The sequence below is a fragment of the Candidatus Margulisiibacteriota bacterium genome, assembly GCA_041658645.1.
Lineage (GTDB): Bacteria > Margulisbacteria > WOR-1 > O2-12-FULL-45-9 > XYB2-FULL-48-7 > JBAZZV01.
Genome location: JBAZZV010000005.1, coordinates 92,004 through 116,107 on the forward strand (window position 1 = coordinate 92,004; position 24,104 = coordinate 116,107).

Annotated in this window: 17 protein-coding genes and 3 tRNA genes; 2 read left to right on the forward strand and 18 right to left on the reverse strand. The window is 51.0% G+C overall.

Translation table 11 applies throughout. From position 1 onward, the window contains the following. Window positions 1-67 precede the first annotated feature (67 nt). The 15 genes from WC903_05370 to WC903_05440 form a co-directional block, all read right to left on the reverse strand. Window positions 68-3,571, reverse strand: a complete 3,504-nt coding sequence (locus WC903_05370; GenBank protein ID MFA5893374.1) for a hypothetical protein — start codon at window positions 3,569-3,571, stop codon at window positions 68-70. A 33-nt stretch (window positions 3,572-3,604) separates the two neighbouring features. Further along, the gene (locus tag WC903_05375; GenBank protein ID MFA5893375.1) at window positions 3,605-5,689 is read right to left on the reverse strand and encodes a flagellar biosynthesis protein FlhA; all 2,085 of its coding nucleotides are present in this window, start codon (window positions 5,687-5,689) and stop codon (window positions 3,605-3,607) included. Between the two features lie 20 nt (window positions 5,690-5,709). Continuing rightward, on the reverse strand, window positions 5,710-6,813 hold the full coding sequence (flhB, locus tag WC903_05380; GenBank protein ID MFA5893376.1) for a flagellar biosynthesis protein FlhB: 1,104 nt from the start codon (window positions 6,811-6,813) through the stop codon (window positions 5,710-5,712). Between the two features lie 20 nt (window positions 6,814-6,833). Beyond that, the gene (gene fliR, locus WC903_05385; protein ID MFA5893377.1) at window positions 6,834-7,607 is read right to left on the reverse strand and encodes a flagellar biosynthetic protein FliR; all 774 of its coding nucleotides are present in this window, start codon (window positions 7,605-7,607) and stop codon (window positions 6,834-6,836) included. Next, window positions 7,604-7,873, reverse strand: a complete 270-nt coding sequence (gene fliQ / locus WC903_05390) for a flagellar biosynthesis protein FliQ (protein ID MFA5893378.1) — start codon at window positions 7,871-7,873, stop codon at window positions 7,604-7,606. The genes fliR and fliQ overlap by 4 nt, the downstream gene beginning before the upstream one ends. Further along, window positions 7,870-8,541: a flagellar type III secretion system pore protein FliP gene (gene fliP / locus WC903_05395; protein MFA5893379.1), complete on the reverse strand. Its 672-nt coding sequence runs from the start codon at window positions 8,539-8,541 to the stop codon at window positions 7,870-7,872. Before fliP ends, fliQ begins: the two co-directional genes overlap by 4 nt. Further along, window positions 8,538-8,834 carry a hypothetical protein gene (locus tag WC903_05400; GenBank protein MFA5893380.1) on the reverse strand — a complete coding sequence of 99 codons (297 nt, stop codon included), beginning with the start codon at window positions 8,832-8,834 and terminating at the stop codon, window positions 8,538-8,540. Before WC903_05400 ends, fliP begins: the two co-directional genes overlap by 4 nt. Next, on the reverse strand, window positions 8,831-9,121 hold the full coding sequence (gene fliN / locus WC903_05405; GenBank protein ID MFA5893381.1) for a flagellar motor switch protein FliN: 291 nt from the start codon (window positions 9,119-9,121) through the stop codon (window positions 8,831-8,833). Before fliN ends, WC903_05400 begins: the two co-directional genes overlap by 4 nt. A gap of 1 nt (window position 9,122) precedes the next feature. Next, window positions 9,123-10,331 (reverse strand): FliM/FliN family flagellar motor switch protein, encoded by a 1,209-nt coding sequence (locus WC903_05410; protein MFA5893382.1) that lies wholly within the window; start codon window positions 10,329-10,331, stop codon window positions 9,123-9,125. Window positions 10,332-10,339: 8 nt separating this feature from the next. Beyond that, window positions 10,340-11,152 carry a flagellar hook-basal body complex protein gene (locus WC903_05415; protein ID MFA5893383.1) on the reverse strand — a complete coding sequence of 271 codons (813 nt, stop codon included), beginning with the start codon at window positions 11,150-11,152 and terminating at the stop codon, window positions 10,340-10,342. Beyond that, window positions 11,145-11,888 carry a flagellar hook-length control protein FliK gene (locus WC903_05420; GenBank protein ID MFA5893384.1) on the reverse strand — a complete coding sequence of 248 codons (744 nt, stop codon included), beginning with the start codon at window positions 11,886-11,888 and terminating at the stop codon, window positions 11,145-11,147. The genes WC903_05415 and WC903_05420 overlap by 8 nt, the downstream gene beginning before the upstream one ends. A gap of 78 nt (window positions 11,889-11,966) precedes the next feature. After that, window positions 11,967-12,050: transfer RNA gene (locus WC903_05425), tRNA-Leu, on the reverse strand. A 4-nt stretch (window positions 12,051-12,054) separates the two neighbouring features. Then, window positions 12,055-13,284, reverse strand: coding sequence for a UDP-N-acetylmuramoyl-tripeptide--D-alanyl-D-alanine ligase (gene murF / locus WC903_05430; protein ID MFA5893385.1), 1,230 nt, complete (start codon window positions 13,282-13,284; stop codon window positions 12,055-12,057). A 2-nt stretch (window positions 13,285-13,286) separates the two neighbouring features. Continuing rightward, a complete protein-coding gene (gene rho, locus WC903_05435) occupies window positions 13,287-14,531 on the reverse strand; it encodes a transcription termination factor Rho (protein ID MFA5893386.1) in 1,245 nt (414 codons plus the stop codon). 455 nt (window positions 14,532-14,986) lie between these two features. Further along, window positions 14,987-15,070 (reverse strand) — tRNA-Leu (locus tag WC903_05440). 254 nt (window positions 15,071-15,324) lie between these two features. Between WC903_05440 and WC903_05445 the strand changes: the two genes are divergently transcribed. Then, window positions 15,325-15,951: a class I SAM-dependent methyltransferase gene (locus WC903_05445; protein MFA5893387.1), complete on the forward strand. Its 627-nt coding sequence runs from the start codon at window positions 15,325-15,327 to the stop codon at window positions 15,949-15,951. 430 nt (window positions 15,952-16,381) lie between these two features. On the opposite strand, the gene WC903_05450 is transcribed toward WC903_05445, so the two are convergent. Next, a complete protein-coding gene (locus WC903_05450) occupies window positions 16,382-17,923 on the reverse strand; it encodes a hypothetical protein (GenBank protein ID MFA5893388.1) in 1,542 nt (513 codons plus the stop codon). A gap of 409 nt (window positions 17,924-18,332) precedes the next feature. On the opposite strand from WC903_05450, the gene WC903_05455 reads away from it, so the two are divergent. Continuing rightward, a complete protein-coding gene (locus tag WC903_05455) occupies window positions 18,333-19,778 on the forward strand; it encodes a TM0106 family RecB-like putative nuclease (protein ID MFA5893389.1) in 1,446 nt (481 codons plus the stop codon). On the opposite strand, the gene WC903_05460 is transcribed toward WC903_05455, so the two are convergent. Next, entirely contained in the window at window positions 19,770-23,471 is a 3,702-nt protein-coding gene (locus tag WC903_05460; protein MFA5893390.1) for an SNF2-related protein, read from the reverse strand. The genes WC903_05455 and WC903_05460 overlap by 9 nt on opposite strands. A 358-nt stretch (window positions 23,472-23,829) precedes the next feature. Beyond that, window positions 23,830-23,911: transfer RNA gene (locus tag WC903_05465), tRNA-Leu, on the reverse strand. Window positions 23,912-24,104 lie beyond the last annotated feature (193 nt).

The window sequence follows — 24,104 nt, forward strand, 5'->3', positions numbered from 1 at the left end:
GACGCAAACGAACGCGAACCAAAATACCAGCCTTCTAATGGTCTCTTTCCTCTCTAGAATGAATTCTTTATTTAACTACAAAGTTAGTGGTGCCGATCACCTTGCCGGCAGAGACGAACTGGACGATATAAGCGCCGTTCGGGATGGTCGTGCCAAAATCGGTCTTACCGTCCCACAGGACTTCATTATAGCCGGACTTGCCGCCCACTTCGCCGGCGGCGAACTTCCGGTGGTAGACCGGCTTCATCTCCCGCACGTCATAAATGAAGATGTCTATCCCCTGGTCTTCATCCAATGAATAAGCCATCCGCGGCTGATCGGCGGGGCCAAACGCGCTGACCGCGGCTTTCTGCGAAGAAACCAAGGTCGGAGCAAAATAGAAGCCGGTGGTCTCCAGTAAAATGCCCTGGCTCTTGACGATGCTCTCGCCGCCGGCATCGACGATCGTCACGTCCCAATAACCGACATCGTTTTGCGTTAATTGGGTGCTCGGGATGGTATCGAGGGCGATCGTGCCGCCGCTGACCGAAAAGCTCGCAGCCGGGAAGGTCAGCGTCCGGCCGGTCCGGGTGTTGGTCAGGATGACCTTGACCGGGTTAACCGAGCCGGAAGTATCGATCAACACCTGGACAGCTTCGGTGATTCTACGGACCCTGGGCGTAACTTTCTGGATCAGGCCGACCAGCCGGGTGGTGGTGGTCGTGGCCGTGCCGGTAGTAGTTGTCGTCTCGGCGGCCGAAGTCGTGGTCGTTGCAGAACCCGCCGTTGTGGTAGTGGTGGTAGTGGTGGTAGTAGTTGTTGTTGTTGGCGTCGATAGGCCTGATACCTTCTGAATATGTACATCAGTGTCCCAGCTTAAAATAGCGGTGCCGCTGCCGATCGCCGCGATATCCGGATAATTCTTGAGATCGGTAGCAGTGACGACCTGGAAGGGATCGGCGAGAAGTTTGGTGCCATTCCCGTCCAGGACCTGGACCTGGTTGCCGTATGTTCCGGCCCCGGTATCATTCGTGATCATGTTGATAAGACTATCCCCGGAGGTTGAGTCAACCGCCGCATGAGGCAGTGACAGAGAATTGTTTCCAGTCCCGATCACGACCTCCACCCCGTTAGCCGTCCAGAGGCCGAGGCCGTTGGTATCCAGTTTTTGCGCGTAGATATCGGTCAGCGTCCCCCTAGCTCTGCCGCCACGGGCATCGGTCCAGGTTACGATCGAAACACCGTCGGCTATTTTAGCGACGCGGGGATAGGTTTGATCCCCGGTCGCGTTGCAGACCGGCAGGCCAGCGGCTGAAAGCTGCAAGCTGCCGTCGGCAATTGAGAGTTTTTGCCCGTAAATATCGGTCGTGAGCGTGTCAACGTCGTTCCGGTTATCGGTCCAAACTACCAGGGCTGAACCGCCGCCGATATTGGCGACCGAAGGATAGGTCAGCGCAAGGGTAGGAAACTCGGCGTCAGTATAGGTGCTGACCAATAGACCAAGCCCTGCAGCATTTGAGGCGGCGTCGGCCCACATAAAAGAGCCGTCACTGCCGACCCTCTTGGCGTAGATAAGTTTAGCGCCGCCGCCACCCAAAGCAAATAACATATTATCCAGATCGGGTAGCTCCGAAGCGTCGGAGACGTAAGCGCTCGCCAGAAGAGGGCCGCGCGATCTTAACCCGATACCGCCGCCGCTGTTCGACCAGGTTACGACCACTCCGCCGTTGTCATCCGGGGCGACTGTCGGCTGGACCTCGTTGTTGCTTGAACTGGTGACTCGGAAGCCATTTGCCGTCAAAAGGCTTGCCCCGTCAGCGGAGTTAAGGTATTGCAAGTAAATATCGGAGCTGGCATTGCGCTGGTCTTCCCAAACGACCGCGTACTTGCCGTCGCTGGTCCTGCGAATGCCGCCCAGGTTGCGCGTCCCCGCGCCGGTCGCGACCGCGACGCCATCCGAGGCCCATGAAGGGTTGCCGGTAACCGGATCGATTTTTTGAGCGTAGATATCGCTTTGACCGTTCTTGGCATCGCGCCAGGCTATGACCAGCCCGTCCTGGCTGATAACCGGCTGGTCCTGGTCGACGGCTTTTTGGGCCGCGCAGATCGCTTCGCCGGAAGAACCCCAGGCCGCCGAGCCATTGCTGGACGCTTTTGTCCCGTAAATATCACCGTTAGAATCTGTATTGAGGTCAGTCCAGAAAATAAGGGCGCCGCCTGAACCATCTTCCACCGGCGAGGAGAGGCATTCGGAATAATAATATTGTTTGGTGTTTCCGCTGAATTGAACGCCGTTGGCCGTCCACTGGGCCGCTCCGCTGCCATCGAGCTTTTGAGCGAAGATTTCGGAATAGTAAAATCCGCTCGTGTCATTGCGCGTGTCTTTCCAGAAAATTATCGAGCCGCCCGAGCCGGTGCTAACGATCAGCGGAGCTGTCTGGTAGACGGAGCCCAGGCAAACGGCAACCCCGTCCGCTGTCCACTGGACCACGCCGGAGCCGTTGACCCGCTGGGCATAGATGTCGTTGCCGCGGGTGTCATGCCAGGTAATGACGGCCCCGCCGGAACCGTCGGCAATAATTGAGGGATTCATCTGGACGGTATTGAGAGCGGAACAGATGGCGACGCCGTTAGCTGTCCATTCGGGAGTGCCAGATCCGTTGAGCGCTTGAGCGTAAATATCTGAATTGCCGGAGGCTTGCAGGCGATTGTCTTCCCAGGTGATGATAAATTTATCGGTGCCGCTCCCCACGATCTGCGGATTCGCTTCGTTATTGGCGACCTGGCAAACCGTGCTGGTCCAAGGAAGAGCGCCGGCGCTCGTTACCTGCAAAGCGATAATGTCGCTCCCCGTGCCGTCGGTCGCAACAATGCTGGCGACGACCGCGCCGCCCGTCCCGTCGGAGACAAGCTGCTGGAAGGTCTTGCTGTAAGTACTGGTAAAAAGCTCGACCCCATTGGCGGCCCAGGCCTTAGCACCGTTGCTGCCGATCTTTTGCCCGTAAAGGTCATATTTAGATTGCTGGTTGCGGTCGTCGCCCCAGCAGATGATGGCGCCGCCGGACCCGTCGGCCGTCATCCGGAAAGAATTGACGGCAGAATAACCAGCAGTGGCGGTCACAACGGGTAGGCCGCCAGCCGTCCACTGGACCGTTCCATTTCCGTCAACTCTTTGCGCGTAGATCGCCACGCCGCTGCGCTGGTCCAGCCAGCTGACGATCGCGCCGCCGGCGCTGTCGGGGACGATGCATATTCTATAGTATTCAATCATACCCGTGCCGACGGTAGCATATCCGGTAGCAATAGCCACACCCCCTTCCGGGGTATTCCAGGCCCCAACACCGCTGCTGTCGAGCTTCTGGACATAAACTTGATAATAGCTGCTGGAGAGGTTGCCGCCTCTTTCATCAGCCCAGGCAACGATCGTATTACTGTCGCTCGTCCGGCAGACGGCCGGGTAGACCTGCGCGGCCGGACCTAGAGCATTGGCGATTACTTTGCCGTTGTCAGTCCAATCCCTGACCGGGGTCAAGCCGAAAGCCGTGGAAATAAGGGGCAGGGCGCACAGGCCAATAGTTAGATATTTTTTCATTTTTTAGCTCCTTGACTTTACTTGCTTGAAGACTTATTCGATCGAGATCATCCCGATCGACTGGACTTTAACTTGAGGCACTATTTCATTGTAGGACAGCACAGCCAGATCGGGAAAACTCCGTTCGATGAACCGTTTGAAATGGGGGCGGAGGCGGGGTGAACAGAGGATGACCGGCTTGAGCTTTAAACGCTTAAAATTCTGCAAATGGCCGGAGATCTGGACCAGGATCTTTTCGCCGACCGCCGGGTCGACCGCCAGGAAGGAGCCGTATTCCGACTGATGGATGGCGCCGATCAATGTTTCCTCCAGAGCGGGGTCGATCGTCACCACGGTGATGACCCCTTTCTTGTCGGTGTAGGCTTCGCAGATCTGCCTGGCCAGCGACTGGCGGACGTATTCGGCCAGGATGTTGATGTCGCGCGAGAGGTGGGCGTAATCGGCCAGGCGTTCGAGGACGGTCGACAGGTCGCGGACCGAGACCCGCTCGCGCACCAGGAGCTGCAGGACCTTGTGGACCTGGCCGAGCGAGAGGAGGTCGGGGATCAGCTCGCGGACGATCGCCGCGTTGCTGTTCTTGACCAGCTCGATCAGCGACTGGACGTTCTGCCGGGTCATGATCTCGTCGGCATAGCGTTTGATGATCTCGGTGAAATGCTCGGAAATGACATCGACCGGCGGCTTGGCTGGAATGCCCAGCTTCTGGAGCTCCGGAAGATAATCGTCCCCGACCCAGGTGACCAGGTCGTTGCTTAGCGGGTCTCGCCCCTCGGTCCCGTTCAGTTTTTTCGCTTTGACCTGGGCGAGCGGGAGGTCGACCAGGTGATGGCCGAGCAGCGCTTCTCCGGCCGAGACCTTGGTCCCCCGGATATCGATCGTATATTGGTTGGGGAGAAGCGAAAGGTCGTCCATGACCCGGACGCCGGGGATAACGAAGCCAAGCTCCTGGCCGATGTTATAGCGGATCAGGGTGATCCGCTCGAGCAGCGGCCCTTTCTGGCCGGGATCGATCAGCGGGATAAGGTTGCGGCCGGTCTTGAGCGAGAGCGGATCGAGGCCGAGCGTCCCGAGGATGCTCTCCGGTTTTTTAAGGACATCCTTGGCCGAAACCTCTTCGGTCACTGTTTTGGCCTCGTCTTTTGAGGTCTGCGCCCGCATCAACACCAGGGCCAAGACGCCTGACATGCTGGCCATCATTAAAAACGAGACGGTCGGCATGCCGGGGACCATGGCGAACGCGCCGAGGATGATGGTGACAAAAGCAAAAGCGCGCGGTTGGGCGAAAAGCTGGGAGGAAATGTCGGTGCCGAGGCTCATTTCCGAAGCTGATTTGGTGATGATCAGGCCGGTGGCGATCGAGATCAGGAGAGCGGTCACCTGGGCGACCAGGCCGGCGCCGACCGTCAGCAGGGCGTAGGTCGTGAGCGCCTCCATGATCCCCATGCCGAGCTGCAGCCAGCCGACGAGGATACCGCCGATGATGTTGACCAGAACGATGATGATGCTGGCGATCGAATCGCCGCGGACGAACTTGTTGGCGCCGTCCATGCTGCCGAAGAAGGTCGCTTCCGCCTCGATCTTGCGGCGGCGGGCGCGGGCCTCATTGGCGTCGATCAGCCCGGCGTTGAGGTCGGCGTCGATCGACATCTGCTTGCCGGGCATGGCGTCGAGGGTGAAGCGGGCGGCGACCTCGGCCACGCGCTCCGAGCCTTTGGTGATGACGACGAACTGGACGATCGTGATGATGGAGAAAATAATGATGCCGACGATATAATTGCCGCCGACCACGAAATTACCGAAGGCCTGGACCACCTGGCCGGCGTAGGCTTCGGTCAGCAGGAGGCGGGAGGAAGCGATGTTCAGGGCCAGGCGGAAGACGGTCACGATTAAAAGAATTGACGGGAAAGATGATATCTCCAGCGCTTCTTTCAAGTACATCGCCACCAGGAGGAGTATCAGGGCCAAGGCGATGCTCGCGGTCAGCAGGATATCAAGGACGAAGGGCGGGAGCGGGACCAGCATCAGCGCGATGATGACAATCAGGAGCCCGGCGACCATAAAGTCGCCCAGGGAAAAGAGATTGCGCATAGCTTTCAGGTCAAATCCGGCCGTCGCCATAAGTGATTTTGATTATATACCTAACGCGGGGCGAGAGCAAGCGAGGCTTTGCGCCGGATTTCCCGGTCGCGCTTGATCTTATAAACGTAGGCCAGTATTTCCGCGGTCGCCTGGTAGAACTCCGCGGGGACCTCCTTGTAAAGAGGGGTGCTGCGGTAGATGGCGCGGGCCAGTTGTTCGTTTTGGACGATAGTGATCTCGTGCGCTTCGGCGATCCGCCGGATCTCTTCGGCCACCTTGCGTTCCCCTTTGGCCAGGACGAGCGGCGCCTTCATCTTGGCCTGGTCGTATTTCAGCGCTACGGCCAGGTGGGTCGGGTTGGTGACGACGACATCAGCCTGGGGGACGCCCGACATCATCCGCGACATGGCGGTCTGGCGCTGGAGGTCGCGCATCCGCTGTTTGACCATCGGATCGCCTTCGAGCCGCTTGTATTCTTCCTTGACCTCCTGCCGGCTCATCTTTAAGTTCTTCATGTATTCCCAGCGCTTGTAGAGGTAATCGAGGATCGCGATGGCGATATAGAAGAGGCCGACCCGCATGGCGATCCGGTAGGCGATGTCGCCACCGAGGACCAGCGCCTGCCAGGGGTGGGCTTCCATCAGGACTATTATGTAAGAGAGGTCATCCTTGACCGCGTACCAGGCGATATAGAAAACAATGATGATCTTGAGGAGCGATTTGATCAGTTCGACCAGACCCTGCAGGGAGAACATCCGCTTGAACCCTTCCAGCGGATTGACCCGCTCGAGCTTGGGACTAAGCGGGTCGAGAGAGACGACAAAGCCGGTTTGCAGCGCTTCGGCGACGAGGGCGGCGATAAAACCGACCACAAAGATCGGCAGGAGGACCAAAGCCATCGCCCGCAGGCCGATCAGCAGGAGGTAGCCGGCCAGGCCGAGACTGAACTCGCGCGCTTCGGGGACCAGCTGGAAGATCGCCTGGGCCATTTCGGCCAGGTTCCTCCACATGTACTCGCCCAGGTAGCGGAAGAGGTAATAAGAGAGGAGGAGGAGGACGGCGGTCGTGACTTCTTTGCTTTTGGCGACCTGGCCTTTTTCCCTCGCTTCGCGCAGGCGGTGAGGGGTTGGCTCTTCGCTCTTATCGCCGCTCCCTTCGCCCATGATGACTCACTCCCTTAAGTTTATTTGATGAACACGGCCAGCTTGACCATTTCGGTCCCCATCAGCTCGAGCGACTTTTCTATATATTTTACCAGAAAAGGGAGGATGAGGGAAAAACCGAAGAGGCCGAGGAGCGGTTTGACCTGGAAACCGAGCATGAAGACGTTGACCTGGGGAGCGACGCGCGAGACGATGCCGAAAGTAAAATCGGCCAAGAAGATCAAGAGAACGATCGGCGCGGCCAGTTTGATGCCGGTTAGCCAGAGCGTGCTGCCGAGCGCGATCAGTTGCTGGGCCAGACCGGGCGAAGCAAAATTAGCCAGCTGGCCGGCCGGCAGCGTGGTAAAACTCTGGTGCAAGCCGGCCAGGAGGAGGTGATGGCCGTCCATGACCAGGAAAACGACCAGGGCGGTGAAGAAGGTCAGCCGGCCGATGATCGAAATGACCGAGCCGAAAACGGGATCAAGGGCTTGGGCGACGGACAGCCCCATCTGCATGTCCATAAATTCGCCGGCGGCCTGGATGGCGACAAAAAGGATGTTGCAAATAAAGCCCATCAGAAAACCGACGGCGACTTCACTGATCAGAATGAACAGGAAGGCGACCAGGGAGGTCGGGAGGTGATTCGTGACCGGGGTCACGAACCAGAGGACAATGGTCAGCCAGATAACCAGGGCGACTTTGGCCGAAGTGAAAAAGCTCCGGGAAGAGAAGATAGGTGCCTGGATAAAAACGCCGGCGATCCTGGCCAGGATAAAGAAGAAGACCTCGACCTGAACCAGGCTGAGGATCATCGCACCATGCCTGGGATAGTATTCCAGAGGGTCGAGGTGAAATCGACGATCAGAGAGATCATCCAGGGTGAGGTGAAAGCGATGACGAGCAAGACCGAAACGACCTTGGGGACAAAGGTCAGGGTTTGCTCCTGGATCTGGGTCACGGCCTGGAAGAGGCTGATCATAAAACCGACGATCAGGCCGACCCCGACCGCCGGCAGGGAGAGTAGTAAGGTCAAGTAGATCCCCTGGAAGAGGATCTGGACAACGGTATCCTGGTTCATCGGAAACTCATCATCAGGCCGCGGGAAATCAGGTTCCACCCGTCAACCAGCACGAAGAGGAGGATCTTGAAAGGGAGGGAGACCATGACCGGCGAGAGCATGAACATACCGAGCGAGAGGAGGATGTTGGCGACGACCAGGTCGATGATGATGAACGGCACAAAGAGGAGAAAACCGATCTGGAAACCGGTCTTTAGTTCGGAGATCATGTAGGCCGGGACCAGCACGTAGAACGGCACTTCGGCGGCCGTCTTGGGGGGCTTGATCTTGGCGAATTGGACGAACAACCCAAGGTCTTTTTCCCTGGTTTGGCGGAGCATGAACTGGGAGAGGGGCCGGAGGCCGACCTCGATCGCTTTGGCCTGGGAGATCTTGCCGGCGTTGTACGGGACCAGGGCGTTAGTGTTCACTTCCTGCCAGACCGGCGACATGATAAAGACCGTCATGAAGAGCGCCAGCCCGATCAGGACCGAGTTTGGCGGGACCTGCTGGGTGCCGATGGCGGTGCGCAGCAAACTGAAGACGATAATGATCCGCAAAAATGAGGTGACCGAGATCAGGAAAAAAGGGAGGAGCGAGATCAGTCCCAGAGAGATCATCAGCTGGATGCTGTTCGAGAATTGCGGGGCGGCCATGATCTTGGCCAGGTCGAGCGTCGCTCCGTTCATTTGAGGATCTCTCCGCTCACCTCGGCGACCGAGTGGACAGCTTTATTGCTGGCCACGACCAGCCAGGACCTTAGGCCGACTTTCAGGATATAGGCGGTGACTTGAGGTTCGAGCATGACCCGGTCGACGACAGAGATGACCCGGCCGACGGTCGCGACCCGTAATTTTGGCAAGAGATATTTGGCAATGACGAAGATCAGGGTGAGCACGACCGCCAGCGAGAAAATGACCTGCATCAGGTAACCGACGGTCACGATCGGTGAGGCCTGCAGGGCTAGAGTTTCAGCCGTCATCGCATGACCACGTTCGTGATCCGGAGCCCGTAATAGTCATCCACGGCCACGACCTCGCCCTGGGCGACGAGCTGGCCGCCGACTTTCAGGTCGAGCGGTTCGCCGGCCAGGCGGTTCAATTCAATGATCGACCCTTCGGCCAATTCCAGCACTTCTTTGAGGGATAATTCTGTCGAGCCGAGCTCGACGGTGACCGTGACCGGGATGTCGCCGAGACTGCGCGTCTCGAGCCGCTCACCCTTCTCCCCAACCTGTAATTCCGGGAATCGGACATTTTTAACTTCCATCTTAAGCCTCCTTCATCTCGGTTTCTTCGTCTTCGGCAAAGATATCTTCGGTAAATTCTTCATCATCAAGCAAGCCGGCGTCATCCTGGGTGATGTTTTCCGGTTTATATTCCGCTTCGTTCAGCTCGCTTTCGCCCGTTTCTGCGGCGAGCGGTTTCTCCTCGGGCGGGGGAGGAGGGGCGGTGATTGGTCCAGGCTGGGCCGGGGTCGTGCTTTCGGCCAGTGGAGGAGTGGTGGCCACCTGCTCTTCGGTCAGGCCGGCAATGCGCAACGCTTTCTTCTTGGCGGTCTGGCCGGGCTGGGAAGGCAATTTGAGCTTGTTGCCTATCCGGACGAAGATCGACGAGTTGATCGGCGTATCCAGCGCGACCACGTCGCCGACCTCCAACTGGTCTATCTCCGAGGAGGAGAGGGCGGTCTGGCCCAGGACGGCCTTTGCTCCGATCATGATCGTGTTAAGGATGGAAAGGGGGAGGCGGCTGAAGTCCACCTGTTTCTGCCGGTATTTTGCCGTATAGGCTTTGAGCAGAGTCTTGATCGCCGCCCCGGGATAGCCGATGATCATCTTCCCGGCCGGTCCATCATTGATGGCGACCTCGGCGACAAAAACAACATAGGTGGCGGTCGTGCTGACCGCCGGGTCAAGGGAAAAATCAGGCGAGCTGACGTAAGTGAAGGCCGGGGCCTCGAGGACCTGTTCGTAAGCGGCATTGAACGAGGGGAGGAAATCGGCCAGGGTCGCAGCGAAGAGCTCTTTTTCCACGTCGGTCAGGCCGCGCTGGATGATTTCCAGGTTATGGCTGCCGAGGGCATAATTGATCAGGCTATGGGCCAGGTCGGCCTGCCAGGCCCAGAGGATATTTTCGTGCACGTTGCCGACGGCGATCTTGCCTTGGGCGACCGGGACGTTCAGCCCCCGCAGAAAATTGATATAAGTGGTCTGTTCCACCTGGCAGGCGAGGAATTCGATGCCGAGGCCGAGATCGATCTTACACCGCTCCAGCAGGTCAAGGGTAAAACGGTAGTGGATGCGCAGCAGGTGTTTCAGCTCTTCTTTGGAGAGACGGTCAAACCCGTAGAGCCCGGTCTTGACTTTCTTGACCAGTATCTTAGGGGCGCGATAGGTGGTCCAGTCCCCGATGGCTGGGGGGAGTTTGACCACCTTTTTTTGGGAAGCTATTTCCGGCTTGGTTGTTGACCGTTCAGTCATCTAATTGCTTACCCCAGTTTCGAGATGAAATTTGAGATCAGGTCGGAGGCCATCTTGATCATGCTTAGGTTGCCGCTCAAGGCGCGCTGTAATTCCAGGGCGGTGATCGTCTCATTCAGGTAGACGACGTTCGATTGTTCCAGTTGCCCAACTTTTAATATCCCGGCCGCGCCGCCAGGTCCCTGGGGAGTTGAGACACTGCCCGAAGCCAGGGTTTGGGCAAAAGCTGTCCCCTGGGCCTGGGCCAGGCCGCTCGGATTTTGGAAGTAGGCGAGGGCGATGCTGTAGCCGGTTGGGGTATAGGTCGTGCCATCAGCGGTATATTCGAGCGTTCCGTCCGCCTGCCAGCGGTAATCGGTTTTGACCCCCGACGGCAAGCCGGTGATCGGGACGACATTCCCGGCATTATCAAATCCGTAAACCTGCAGGCCGTTCGAATTAAGGTTGCCGCTGGCATCGATCTGAAAGTTGCCGGAACGGGTATAAAGCCGGCTGTTCCCGCCATCGGCCGAAACGATGAACAAGCCGCCCCCCTGGATGGCCAGGTCGAGAGAGGAGGCGGTGCTCGTCTCACCGTTGGAAAAATCGAGAGAGATGTCGCCGATGGCCATGCCGGAGCCGTACTGCCTCGGATTGGTCCCGCCCGTGTTTCCCTGGCTCCCCGTCCCTTGGGTCAGCACTCGTTCGAAGATCGATTGGAAGGAAAACCCGATTTTTTTGGAGCCCGGCACGTTCATGTTGGCAATGTTCGAAGAAGTGATCTTGAGCGCCGCGTTGTAAGCTTCGATCGCGTTCTTGGCCTGGGACATGACATCAAACATGCTCTTTTACCTCCTCGATCTTGATGGTCTCGAAAGTTACGCCGGCTTTCTTTAGCGCCCGTTCCAGTTCGGCTTTACTTTCGTCGATCAGCTTCCTGGTCTCGGCCGAAGCCTGGATCTGGATGGAGAGGAGCCCGGCCTGGGCGGTGAGCAGCAAGACGATCTCGCCCAGCTCGGCCGGTTTGAGGGTTAAGGTGAATTGGGTCTTCTCTTGGCTTTTGACCAGTTTCACTTTGGCCGCGATCTCATCGACTAGCGCCTGCATATCCAGCTTGGCTTGCAGTTTGCCGTCCAGGAAGGCCTGGAAGAAATTCGGCTGGGCCGCCAGGTTGGGGGTCAGCCAGCCGGTTTTGGCCAGCAGTTCCTGGAGCCACCCGTTCTGGGGCGAGCGGAGCGGCAAACCTTCGAATAATTGGAGCGCCGCGCGGCTGGCCGCGTGGTTAGGTTGTTGGGTGGTCGGGGCCGGGGAGTACGCCGAGCCATAATTTTCTTGCGGTGTTGAATATTTTTGACCGGCCCTCTCCGGCTCGGAAAAATTGAATGTCTGTTCCAACGGGTAAGAGAAAAGGCCGCTGAACTGGTTGTAAGGGGAGAACAACAGGCCCAGGCGGGCTTGTTCGTTGCGGAGTTTCTCGTCGAAGGAGCGGGTGCCGCCGGGGTCGGCGCTTGGCTGGCTATGAGTATCCGTCAACAGGCGAGGTTCAGTTGATTCGACCGGCGGGAACTGGATAGTCAAAGCTGCCTCCTTTACTGGATCGTAATCATAACGAGAAAACTTGTGCCCGTCAACCGACCGCGCTGCTTGATAAGATAATACCTGGGAGGAGATTTGAACTCCTACGCTTTTAAAGGCGCCAGCCCCTCAAGCTGGTGTGTCTGCCAGTTCCACCACCCAGGCCTAGTTATCTTAAGGCGCCGACCACTTCTTCCATCCGCGTTCCCCGTGAACCTTTGCACAGGATTATATCACGCGGCCGGATAAATTTCTTTAGCTTTTTTATCAGGTTTTTTTTGTTTGTTTCCGGCCGGGAAAGTCGCGGCCATAACCGGCCGAAAGTGAAGACCCGATCGATCTTCAGCTCGTGAGCGAGCTTGATCAGCCGGCGGTGGGCCGGGCGGGCCGAGCGGCCGAGCTCCAGCATGTCGCCCAGAACGGCGACCTTGCGCCCCTCAAGAGCGGCCAGAGTTTTCAAGGCTGCCGTCATAGCTTGCGGGTTGGCGTTGTAGGTGTCATTGATGATCTTAATGCCGTTACGGCAATTGACCACTTCCATCCGGTTGTTCGAGGGGCGGAATTTTTCCAGGCCGCGTTTGATCTGGCGCCGGTTGAGCCGCAGCACTCGGGCTACGGCGACCGCGGCCAGGGCGTTGTAAATATTATGTTCCCCGGGGATGGGTAATTCGATCCCGTTAAGCGCTTCTGGCGTGACATCAGCTTTTTCAATAATCCCAAAAGTCATTATTTTTAATTTTTGATTTTTTACCTTTGATTTTAAGTGTTCATAGTATTCGTCATCCTGGTTGATGACCGCCCAATCACCCTTCTTCAGGAAAGAGAATATCTCCGCTTTGGCTTTGGCGATATTCTTTTTACTTTTGAGGAACTCCAGATGCGCCTCGCCGATGTTGGTGACGACGGCGATTGTCGGCCGGGCCAGCCTGGCCAGCAGTTCGATCTCGCCGCGGCCTTGCATTCCCATCTCGATGACCGCCGCGCGGTGTTTTCCGGCCAATTTGAGCAGGGTGAGGGGGACGCCGATCTCATTGTTGAAGTTAGCTTCGTTCTTGAGGGTCGGATATTTTTCCGAGAGGACCCTGGCGATCATATCTTTGGTCGTCGTCTTGCCGGCGCTGCCGGTCACGCCGATCACGGGGATGTCGAATTTACTTCGGTGATAGGCGGCCAGGTCCTGCAGGGCCTTCAGCCCGTCCTTAACTTCGAGAACAAAGGCCCCTTTTTTCAGGGCGGCGGGGATGAATTTCCGGCCGTCAAACTTTTCGCCGACGAGCGGAATAAAGAGTTCCCTCCGCTTGACCGTGCGGCTGTCGGTCGAGACACCGCTGATCTTCCGGCCGCGGCCTGCGACCCGCGAACCCTTGACTACTTTAAGTATCTCGCCGAGGGTGAACACATCTATTTGGCGTCGGCCGATTCGAAGAACTGTTTGTTAGTTTTAAAGGTCTTAAGCCGCTCGATCAACTGGCTGGTCGCTTCGACCACGTCGTAATCGGCCATGACCTTGCGCAACAGCCAGATCCGCTTTAATTCCTTCTCGTCGAGCAACAATTCTTCGCGCCGCGTGCCGGAGAGCTGGATGTCGATCGCCGGGAAAATACGGCGGTCGGCCAGTTTCCGGTTCAGGTGGAGCTCCATGTTGCCGGTCCCCTTGAATTCCTCGTAAATGATATCGTCCATGCGCGAGCCGGTGTCGACCAGCGCCGTGGCGATGATCGTCAGGCTCCCCCCGTCCTCGATGTTGCGGGCGGCGCCGAAGAAACGCTTCGGGCGGTGGAGACAGGTCGGATCGAGACCGCCGGAGAGGGTCCGTCCGGAGGGCGGGGTGACCAGGTTGTAGGCCCGCGCCAGGCGGGTGATCGAGTCGAGCAGGATAACGACATCCTTACCCGCTTCCACGATCCGCTTGGTCGATTCGAGCAGCAGTTCGGCGATCCGGATATGGTCCTCCGGCGGCTCGTCGAAGGTCGAGGCGACCACTTCGCCCTTGACGGAGCGCTGCATGTCGGTCACTTCTTCCGGCCGCTCGTCGACCAGCAGGACCTTGATGACCGCTTCCGGAAAATTGGCGGTGATACTGTTGGCGATATTCTTGAGGACGGTCGTTTTACCGGCCTTGGGCGGGGAGACGATGAGGCCGCGCTGTCCCTTGCCGATCGGTGAAACAAAGTCGACGAGCCGGGCGGTCATGGCGCAACCGGGATACTCCAGCTTAAAACGTTCGTTGGGGAAGATCGGGGTCAGGTTGTCGAAGGGGATCCGCTGGCGGGCTTCTTCGGGATTGACCCCGTTGATTGCCTCAATCTTGAGCAGGCTGTAATATTTTTCCCCTTCTTTCGGCGGGCGGACCTGGCCGGTAACGTAGTCGCCGTTCTGCATGTCAAAGCGGCGGATCTGGGTTTGCGAAACGTAGACATCTTCGCGGGAGGGGAGGTAACCGGCGGTCCTAAGAAAACCGTAATTCTCGGGCAGGATCTCAAGGACCCCTTTGGCGAACATAAAGCCGTTCTTTTCGGTCTGCGCCTCCAGTATTTTAAAAATGAGATCGTGTTTTTTTAACTGCCGCAGATTTGGCATGTTCAGCTCTTTCGCGATCGCGTAAAGCTCCTGCAGCGTTTTCCCTTCCAGCTCCACTATGTCCATTTTTTCCTCCTAAAGATACTAATGATCAATGACGAATTTCTCAATGACGAAATAAACTTCAATCCTCAAATCTGAAAAAAATGTTTGGTTTTTAGACAGTTGGTGTTTTTTTTCGTCATTGGGATTTGGTCTTTCGGATTTAAAACAAGAGGCCTTTCCGTTCGACTCCCACATAATAATCTATTTAGCCCTGTTTGTCAACAGAAAATAAATGCCGCCCGCCTGCGGCGGGTAAACTGGCCGGCCCGGCACGGGGGATTAGCCTGCCAATTCAGGGAAAAATGCCGCCCGCCTGCGGCGGGTAAACTGGTCGGAATTTCCCGATGGCATTAATAGATTCAATAATGGAATATCGGGATCCCGACATTACATAATTACATAAATTTATGTCGTCGGGAGAACCGGCACGGGGTTGCCCCCACCAGATTTTGAGTCGTAATTTATGATTATAGAAATGCCGCTGGTCGGACTTGAACCGACATGGGGTTGCCCCCACCAGATTTTGAGTCTAGCGCGTATGCCAATTCCACCACAGCGGCATTTCTATCAGTGAAATCAAGCGCGCCTGCCTGCCGGCAGGCAGGTCTGCCAATTCCACCACAGCGGCATCGTGCCATCCGCTTGATTATACCTAACGCTATCCGAAGGCGCAACTGGCAAGGGCGGGGAAACCTAAATCTGAAAATCCGGTGAAATTTATCGGTTGAATTGATCGAAGAGAGGGGGGATGATAAGCGCGAGTCCCGATGTGATCGGGATAAGCCCATGTTCTATAAAGAGGAAATAAACTATTATGCCATTAGACACCAGATTTACTGTGGGAAGATATGACACTAAAATTATCGCTAAACGATTTTTTGACCGAACAATTAAATTAAGGATTTCGGCTGAACGAAGATTTATAAAAAAAATGAAAGCTCGGCACCCAGGATCACTTGTTCTTGATGTGGGATGTGGGGTTGGCAAAGATTTGGCGCGATTTCTAAGGGCAGGTTTGAATGCGGTGGGAGTTGATGGGGCAAGAGAATTATTAAAGTTAGCACAGCAAAGATTGCAAATATCCCCCGCAAAGCTTTTTGAGGCTGATTTGAGGAGCCTTCCCTTTTCTCCCGGAACCTTTGGTGGGTTGTGGATGAGAGCAGTTTTAGGGCATTTCCCCTACCCGGATAATTTAATCGTGCTGAAAGAAATGGCTAGAGTGGCAAATTCCGATGCTTTACTTTTTGCAAGAATTAGAGAGGGGGACAGAGAAGGAATGGAAGAAAAGGATGGAACAACCAGGTATTACAAATATTATAGATCTGACGAAGTTAGAACGCTATTGCAGCAAGCCGGATTTGCCATCGATTGTCTTCGATATTCAAAAGGAGAAATAGACAAAAGTTCTTCTTGGATACACATTTGGGCCCATCTACGATAGCCTCAATAGTGCTTGAATGGTCTTCCCCGCCCACTTATAAATATTATTCTCCGCCACGGTTTCCTTCATTTTCAGCTATCCGGAGCATAAGGATTGATCAAGACGGCATCCGTCAGTTCCCCCAGTAAACTGTGAAAGGATCAGCGTCCCTTTGCCGTCATCAGCTGCCCCAATGCAATGGTTCGCGATAAAAATAATATGCCTCGACCCGGCGATCTTCAAACCATTCCGTGCCGAGACACTATCTCTCTGATTATACCCAATACCATTCATGGGTGCAAGAAAAAAGACTTACACAGAATGTAAGTTTATAGGAGAAGCGGTTTTTTCTCCCCCATACGTCGAAAAAACCGCTTCTTGATTAATTAGCATTAAAAGAGATCATTCTAAACCCTGCCTTTAATTGGCGGGGCCTTGCAGAATATATTTACTATATTGCAAACAACTTTTTTTCTAATGCGTCCATATTTATCGGGTCATCATACTTCCACTCAATTAAAACGGCATTATTGCTTTTACACCTTTTTGCCTTTCTTCTGTCAAGCTTTTTAAGCCTTGTAAAAGAATTAATTCCGCCAAAGAATGCAACTGGCTCATAATGTTGCCTTCCTTGATATTCAAAGGCTATGTTTTTTGATGGGATATATATATCAAGATGCTGTGGCTTTATCCAATCGGGGGACCCATGTAGTTGAGCATCTTTATATTTCTTTTTTACTAGATTAAATAATGCCACCTCTGAAACCCACCCCTCACCAATTCTTGGCAAATTATGATTCTCCCGAAGTAAGTTCTCGGCTTCTCGTAAAATATCATCTACTAGCTCTAGAAATGCGTTCCCCAAATACTTCCCTTTATCTACATTCTTTCGTAATAAATCAATCTCATAGAAATATCTGCCCCCTATAAAATGTTTTCTACCGGTGTATCTAATATTATGTGTGCCATAGTCTGACTTTTCTATTTCGTTTATTGAGGTAACCGACATGAAGTCGGGCGTTTTATCCCTTCTATTCCATGATTTATGTTTAAACGCTTCAATGCCATTTAAATGCAACCCTTTATCAATAACTTTATTTTTAATATATGAAGGGGAATACGTTGTCCACAATCCGGCATATTTTTCATCATCAGGATATTCGATTATTTTGCAGTAACTAATTTGATCGGGATATTTATTGAAAAGCCTGCCACTTAAGCAATGATCCCAAGCAGAAGAGAAAGTATCATCGCTTACGGGAGTATGATCCCTTTTGAATTCCCCATCCCACAAATAAACTCCTTTATGCCAATCTTCTTTCTTATCTCTTACTAATATTCCCATCGTTGGGGCATTTTTAATAATAATATCTAGGGGCAACGTTGAGCTGGCTTTTTTATACTGATTTAAAACCTTATTAAGGCATCCCACATATTCATCTAGATTTGATTCTATTAATTCATCTTGTGTCGATGTGGTTCGAAAACACAGGATATCCCTGCCTTCTAACGGGATATTAGCTAGTCTTTTAAGATAAATTAATTCACTATTTAGGTCATCATAATATTTATCGCCAAGAACGGCATAATACCTTTCAACTGCTTTTCCGTATTTACCAGCATGAATTAGCTTTATAATCTCCTGATATTGAATTAAGTGTTCTTTGGGCCGTCTTATGGCGCGCTTGAAAGCGCCTGTCTTATCAACATAATCAAGATAACCTTCTTCTTGTAATTTATTAATTACTTTTTCCATGTCCTGCCAATAAGGATTAAGATAGGTGTCTTTCAAATGCTGCATTACTTCTTCATCGGGTGTTTTAAGTGTACTTCTAATTGTATTTGCTGCTGCAGATACTCTCTTTTTATAGACCTCCGAAGCATAATAATAATCATATCTGCCTTCTTTTAAGTAAGTTATTATGTCAAATATATTTGCTCCGTATAATCTTGCCCCAGTGAAATGCTTAACTAACTTGTATATCGCGGCCATAAGATCAATTTGGTCACTAGTAAAGACTATTGTGTGAGACAGATCATCGCCAGTTCCTTGTTTAATATGTTCGTGCGCAAGACTCAAGAGTTGCAATGCTTGATTATAACGCTTGCTTTTGGAATAATTAAAATGAATTCTATATAGTTCTGTCATTCGCTCAGCTTTTAATGTAATAATGTCGCATATTTATTTAGACCATACCTTTCAATTAGCTTAATAATTATAACGAAGAATATTTTTGCAAACAAGGTTATAGTACTATCCTAGAAGCATTTTGTGCTAAGGTCTATGGCTGCGCAAAGACAAGAGCATAATTCTTGATTTATCACATATAAAGGCGTAGCATTGAACATATGATTTATCCCTTTCTCACAGCAAATACAAGGATAAGCTCAGGATGGCTTGAATGACAAATAATATCACCGCCCAGGATTTATATAATTATACAAAATGCCCCTATCGTGTATACCTAGAAAGCAATGGAGATCCATCGCAAAAAGGGCAGCCAAGTATTTTTGTTCAACTGTTATGGGAATCTGGTGTAAAGAACGAAAAAGAAGTTATTCGTCAAATAGGCATTGATAATATTGCCGAGGTTAAAGATGTTGATATCGATTCGGCTTGTTTAACCACAGCTAAACTTATGAAGGATGGCGTAGAGACGATTTATCAAGGGTGTTTAAAATCCGCTGATATGGTTGGACGGCCAGATTTATTGATTAAGAATGGCAGCCATCCGTCAAAATACGGGGATTATTACTACGAGGCGATTGATATAAAAAGCGGCAAAGGAGTCGAGGACGAAAGAACGCAAAGATTTAAAAAACATTATGCTTATCAAGTGATGTTTTATAATGATTTGCTTAAATTAATTCAAGGCTATTCTTCCGCTATGGGTAAAATAATCAATGGAGATAAGGCGACTGAGGAATTTGTAATATCCGATTATGTTGATGAGTACAATCGCGTGATTAATGAGGTCCGGGAGCTAAAACATTCGGCAGGTCGTCATGAGCCAATCATAAGTAGTGCTTGTTCGCTTTGTGTGTGGGACAAATTATGTAAAAAATGGGCGAAAGACAATAATGACCCATCTCTCATATATTTTGTTGGCAAAAACAAGTATTTATTAAAGGGGAAAGGGTTGAATACAATAGAAGATTTAGCAAAGATGGATTTAGATAAATATCTATCTCCCCCGTATAGAATGAAAGGGCTTGCAGAAAAAACGCTCACAAATATTAAGAATCGAGCGGCTACAGTTCTTAACGATTCCCCCGATATTAGGCCTGGATATAGCTTTCCTGTAGGAAAAAAGGAAATTTATTACGATATAGAAGATGATCCAACGCAGGATATTGTATATTTGCACGGGTTATACGTTATAGAAACTAACGGGGTTGGAGAATTCAAGTATTTCCTTGCAAATTCATTGAATGATGAAGGAGTAGCCGCCAAGGCTTTGTGGGATTATATAAGCGAAAATGATAATGCTATATATTATGTTTATTCATCGAAAGAAAGATCGACGTTAAAAAGACTAAAAGACAAATATGGATTAAGTGAAGAGGTCTTTGATAAATATGTTGCGAGGGAGTACGACTTGTACACAGATTTAGTAATTAAATATTCTGATTGGCCGACTTATTCTTATGGGCTGAAAAATATTGCCAAGAATATCGGGTTTAAATGGAGAGACGAAGACCCCTCAGGCGCGAATTCAATAGTATGGTACAACCAATATCTGGAAAATAATGATCCAAATGTATTGCGTAGAATATTGGAATATAATGAGGATGATTGCAAGGCCACTTATGAAATAAAGAAATATTTTGAGGGCCGTTTAACTTAGAATCTTCCATCCTTTATTATCGCGCTTCCCCAGCGCTATTCGACCAGACACAGAATTGTCTACCAGGGAATATAGTAGTCCTGCTTGTCTTAACTTAAAGCCTAGCCAGGTCCTGATTTCTAAAGAGATGGCTAAGTAATGATTATCCGGGGATAACTCTGCCGCCTCAACCCTACAACTCCCCCCGCCAACCAACTTGGAAGCTTCTGTCGCAATAGTTTTCCAAAGATCAGATTTGTCAGCCTTTTTAGAAACCCCATTGAGAAGATTTACTAAAGGTTCGAGCTGAACATGCGCTCCAATTGATGCAAATTCAAAATATATTGGTATGCCAGTTAATTCGCACAAACGCAAATCGTCGGGGTGGCATTGCCGGCCACTCCAGAAGCACGACTTAGCTTCTAAGGGAGAGCAAAAATTGCCCGCAACGGATTTAATAGCTTCCCGTTCAAAAAGATGTGCTCCTGATAGGCTGCTTATAACAAAGTATTTCTTTAATGCCTTTTCACCGGTGACCGCACTCTTATCAAGCTCTGAAGGTAATACTTTCTTTCCTGTTATTTCGCATCTTTCAAGCAACCCAGGCATAACAGCCTTTCCTGTCACTTCACATCTTTCTGCTTCATCTGATAATAGGGGCTTATTCGTTTCCGAGCAAAAGATGAATTCTTCGCGATGACCAGTTTTCCCGGAGACCGCAGAGTGTAATTGCTCATCAATGCGATAGCGTTTGCCGGATATTTGGCTAATTGCTATTTCATTCTCAAGAACTTCAGAATTACTAAACTCACATCTAGAGAAGAATTGCGGTTCCGCTCTTTTGCCGCTCATGGATGATGTTTTGAGCAAGGATTTAGTAACATATTGATCGGTGATTGCTGATTTCTCAACCTCATCGATTAAGACTCGTTTGTTACTTAAAGAACAAATAACGATATGTTCAGGAAGGGCCAATCTGCCACTCAGTTCTGATGGGGTAAGTAAGTGTTTCATCACCTGAGTATTGCTAATAACGCACTTGTCCAGGCAATCGCGAGGGACAACTCGGCTCGTCTTCATACACTTGTCCATGTCGGGGCCCTTATTTATTTCGGCTGTTGATGGAGTTAGTGTCAGCATGCTTGTATATTCAAATCCCGGGTCTAATTGATAAGTCACATCTATTACTAATCTACGATGCATCCTTCCATCGAGCCCCACCAACGATAACTCCAGTCTTGGGGTAAAATCATCCTCAAGTTTCTTTCTTTTACGAGCATCATCTCCTGCGGCATTCATTTCTTGCGTTCTTCTTTCGGTGTAGAATCGGCAAAACTCCGAGATACTAGGATCTGAGATCGCTTTTTCATTTAATTTGTCTGTAATTAAACCAACGGAAATAGGATTTTCAATTATCTCATTAAGTGGCTCTAGCCCTTTTTTAGATGCGCTACTAAAATGTTCGCTTGAGGCACAATCAACATCAACAAGTCGTTCATATCCATCATGAGCCACGGTTGCCCTAACCCTCATTAATGCGGTGCCGTTAAAACAACGAACTATTCCATTGGTATCAACTGTTTTGCATGTGCCACCAAAACCACTAACCCACTTAGCGCATAGCTCTTCCGCGGTTTTCAACGAATTCGTATCAATGTCTTCGACTCGATGCCACCCATCATACGTGATTCCGCTTACTAACCGTTCAAAGGAGGATGATCCCGGCGCATACAAGGTGCTTCTTACTCCTACTACTTCGTTGTGATCAAAACGAATTACTTCTTTTTCTCTTCCAGATTCTGCGGAATATAATCCATTTGAAATAGGGGCCAATCGCATCCCTTGAGAAGCTAAGGCGGACAATACAAAATTGCGTGCATCCATTGATTGCGTTTGACGAGGCAACCTCGGGCATCTAGGCCCAGAGAATTCATCGCCCATCCCACCTAACAATGAATTTATATTGTTTTCTTCCCGCTCCAATTCTTTTTTTGCTTCAGCAATACTATTAGCAGCTGAACGCGCTTCAAGCTCAACGTCTTTTCCAGCCAAAGAGGCTATAACAAGGCGCAGGATCTTTTCCTCAAAACTGGTAGAGCCATCCTCTTCGTTGTCATCCAAATTGGAGGCTTCTAATAAGGCTTCCACATCTCCAATAGCATGTGCGGCCAGCTGTAACTTTTCCATAAGTCTTCCAACGATATATTCTTCAAAAGTGCCCTGTAAAATAATATTAAAAATGCATACGCTTGCATGCTTCGAGGCTAGTCGCTGAATTCGTCCTATTCGTTGCTCAACGATCATTGGATTCCAGGGCAAATCATAATTGATTAACACATTAGCTGCTTGCAAATTAACGCCTTCAGAGCCGGCCTCGGTGGAAATAATTACATGTATTTCCGGAGGAATCGTTTTTAATTTAGCAATGGTAGTTTGATTTCGTGGGCCTGATTCCCCATTGATTAGACCACATGATATTCCCCGAGATTCAAGGAAATCTTGGATTGTTATTTGTGTCTCTCTTCGACAAGTAAATACGATCATTCGCCAATGCTCTGGCTGTTCTTTTCTAAGTTTTTCAACTAAGACATTTAGGCCGTTTAATTTAGCCGTTATCGGCATCCGATCAACAACTGCTTGTACGGCTTTGGCTAGCAACTCTGGGACTGTCCCTTTACGAGCCATTGTATTTAATTGGGCCGCTAAAGCATGAGGGCTGCTTATTAATGCCTGGAGGATAGAGATTTGGGCAAGTCGATTGAGTCTTTGTATTGGTTTAGCAATGATATCTATTAATTCGAGTTCTTCCTTGGTTGGAGTAACTTTATGAAGCTGAACAACCCTTTCCGGAAAATATAGTTTTGCATCTGCGCGCCTTACTCTAGACATGTAGCTATAAACAATAGAGCGGAATTCGTCTTTCCTTTCAACATTTAACTTTCTTGCTTGAGTGCGGCCGTCAGCAATATATTTCCTGGCAAAAATGCCTTCGCTCCCAAAGGGATTCTCGTGTCCACGAGCGACGGTTAATAAATCAATTAATGAATAAAGGTCCCAAAGCCTATTGTGAATGGGGGTGGCAGTAAGCATCAGAACATACTTAAACAGCCTATCTGCCAATGCTTTTCGGAAGCGCAACGCAACTTGAGGGGTGGGGTCAACGCCATATAGGTTCCGAAGCTTGTGCGCTTCGTCAAGTATAAGCATTTCATATCCAACTTTAGCAAGTGCGTCGAAATGCAAACGTGCGGAGTGATAGGTTGTTATAACGGCCCCGGCTTCTTCTGGCGGCTTAGCTTTGACAAGTTTGCTTCCAACGGCTTCAATGGAAGGGATCCCAAATTTTGAATCAAGTTCTTCTCGCCATTGAGGCATTAGTAGTTTTGGGCAGACGATTAGTATTTTAGATATTCTTCCGCGCGATATTAATTCGCTCATTACTAGGCCAGCACTTATGGTTTTTCCTAGCCCAACATCGTCAGCAAGTAGTGTTACCGGAAGTCGGCGGCAAAATGTCATTAAATTTGTGACTTGATGGTGATAAGGTTCAAGCCGGTCCCGCCATTTATTCTCAGATCTTATGTCCTCACGACTTTCGATTACAATGGGTTCCATCAAGTCCCATTCAAGCGCTGCGCGGTATATGGAGTAATCGTTGGGGTTGGTGGCGCGCCTCAATGTTTTACTATGAAATTGTAAATTTGAAGTTGTCATAATAATTGATTTCAGCTATTTAATTATACGCCCTTTTTGGAAATAAGTAAGATATTTATCTAAATGTTTACTTTTTTTAGATTTAATAGCTAATAAATTGTGTTTATAAGCAGCGGGCGCGCATATATCTGAATGGGGCTGCAGGTGCGCGCCCGCAGTGAGAGGGAGGGAGGGAGGCAAACAGCATCCATGAATGCGTTGGGTATAATCAGTAAGATGGCCCGGCCCTGAATGGTTTGAGAACCAGAGGGTTGGGGTAGGGATAGGGAGAGGAATTAAGAATGAGGGATAAATTTTGCTGCGCCGCCTCATTCCTATCCCTCTTCCTCATTCCTTAAATTTTGCGCAGCAAAATTTATGCCCAGGAGAGGATTTGAACCTCCACGGTATTACCCGCTAGCTCCTGAAGCTAGTGCGTCTGCCAGTTCCGCCACCTGGGCACAGGTGCGATCAGAATCATTTTCTCACGAAATCAGTTTTGATTCAACCAGGTGAATCTGGATAAATTCTAATGCTCAAATTCCAATGACGAACTAAACATCAATGCTTGAATGGCCAAACGGCTAAAGATCGTTAAATCGGTTTGCGGATTGTTGGTTGAGATTTAATTCGTCATTGGGATTTGGTTGTTCG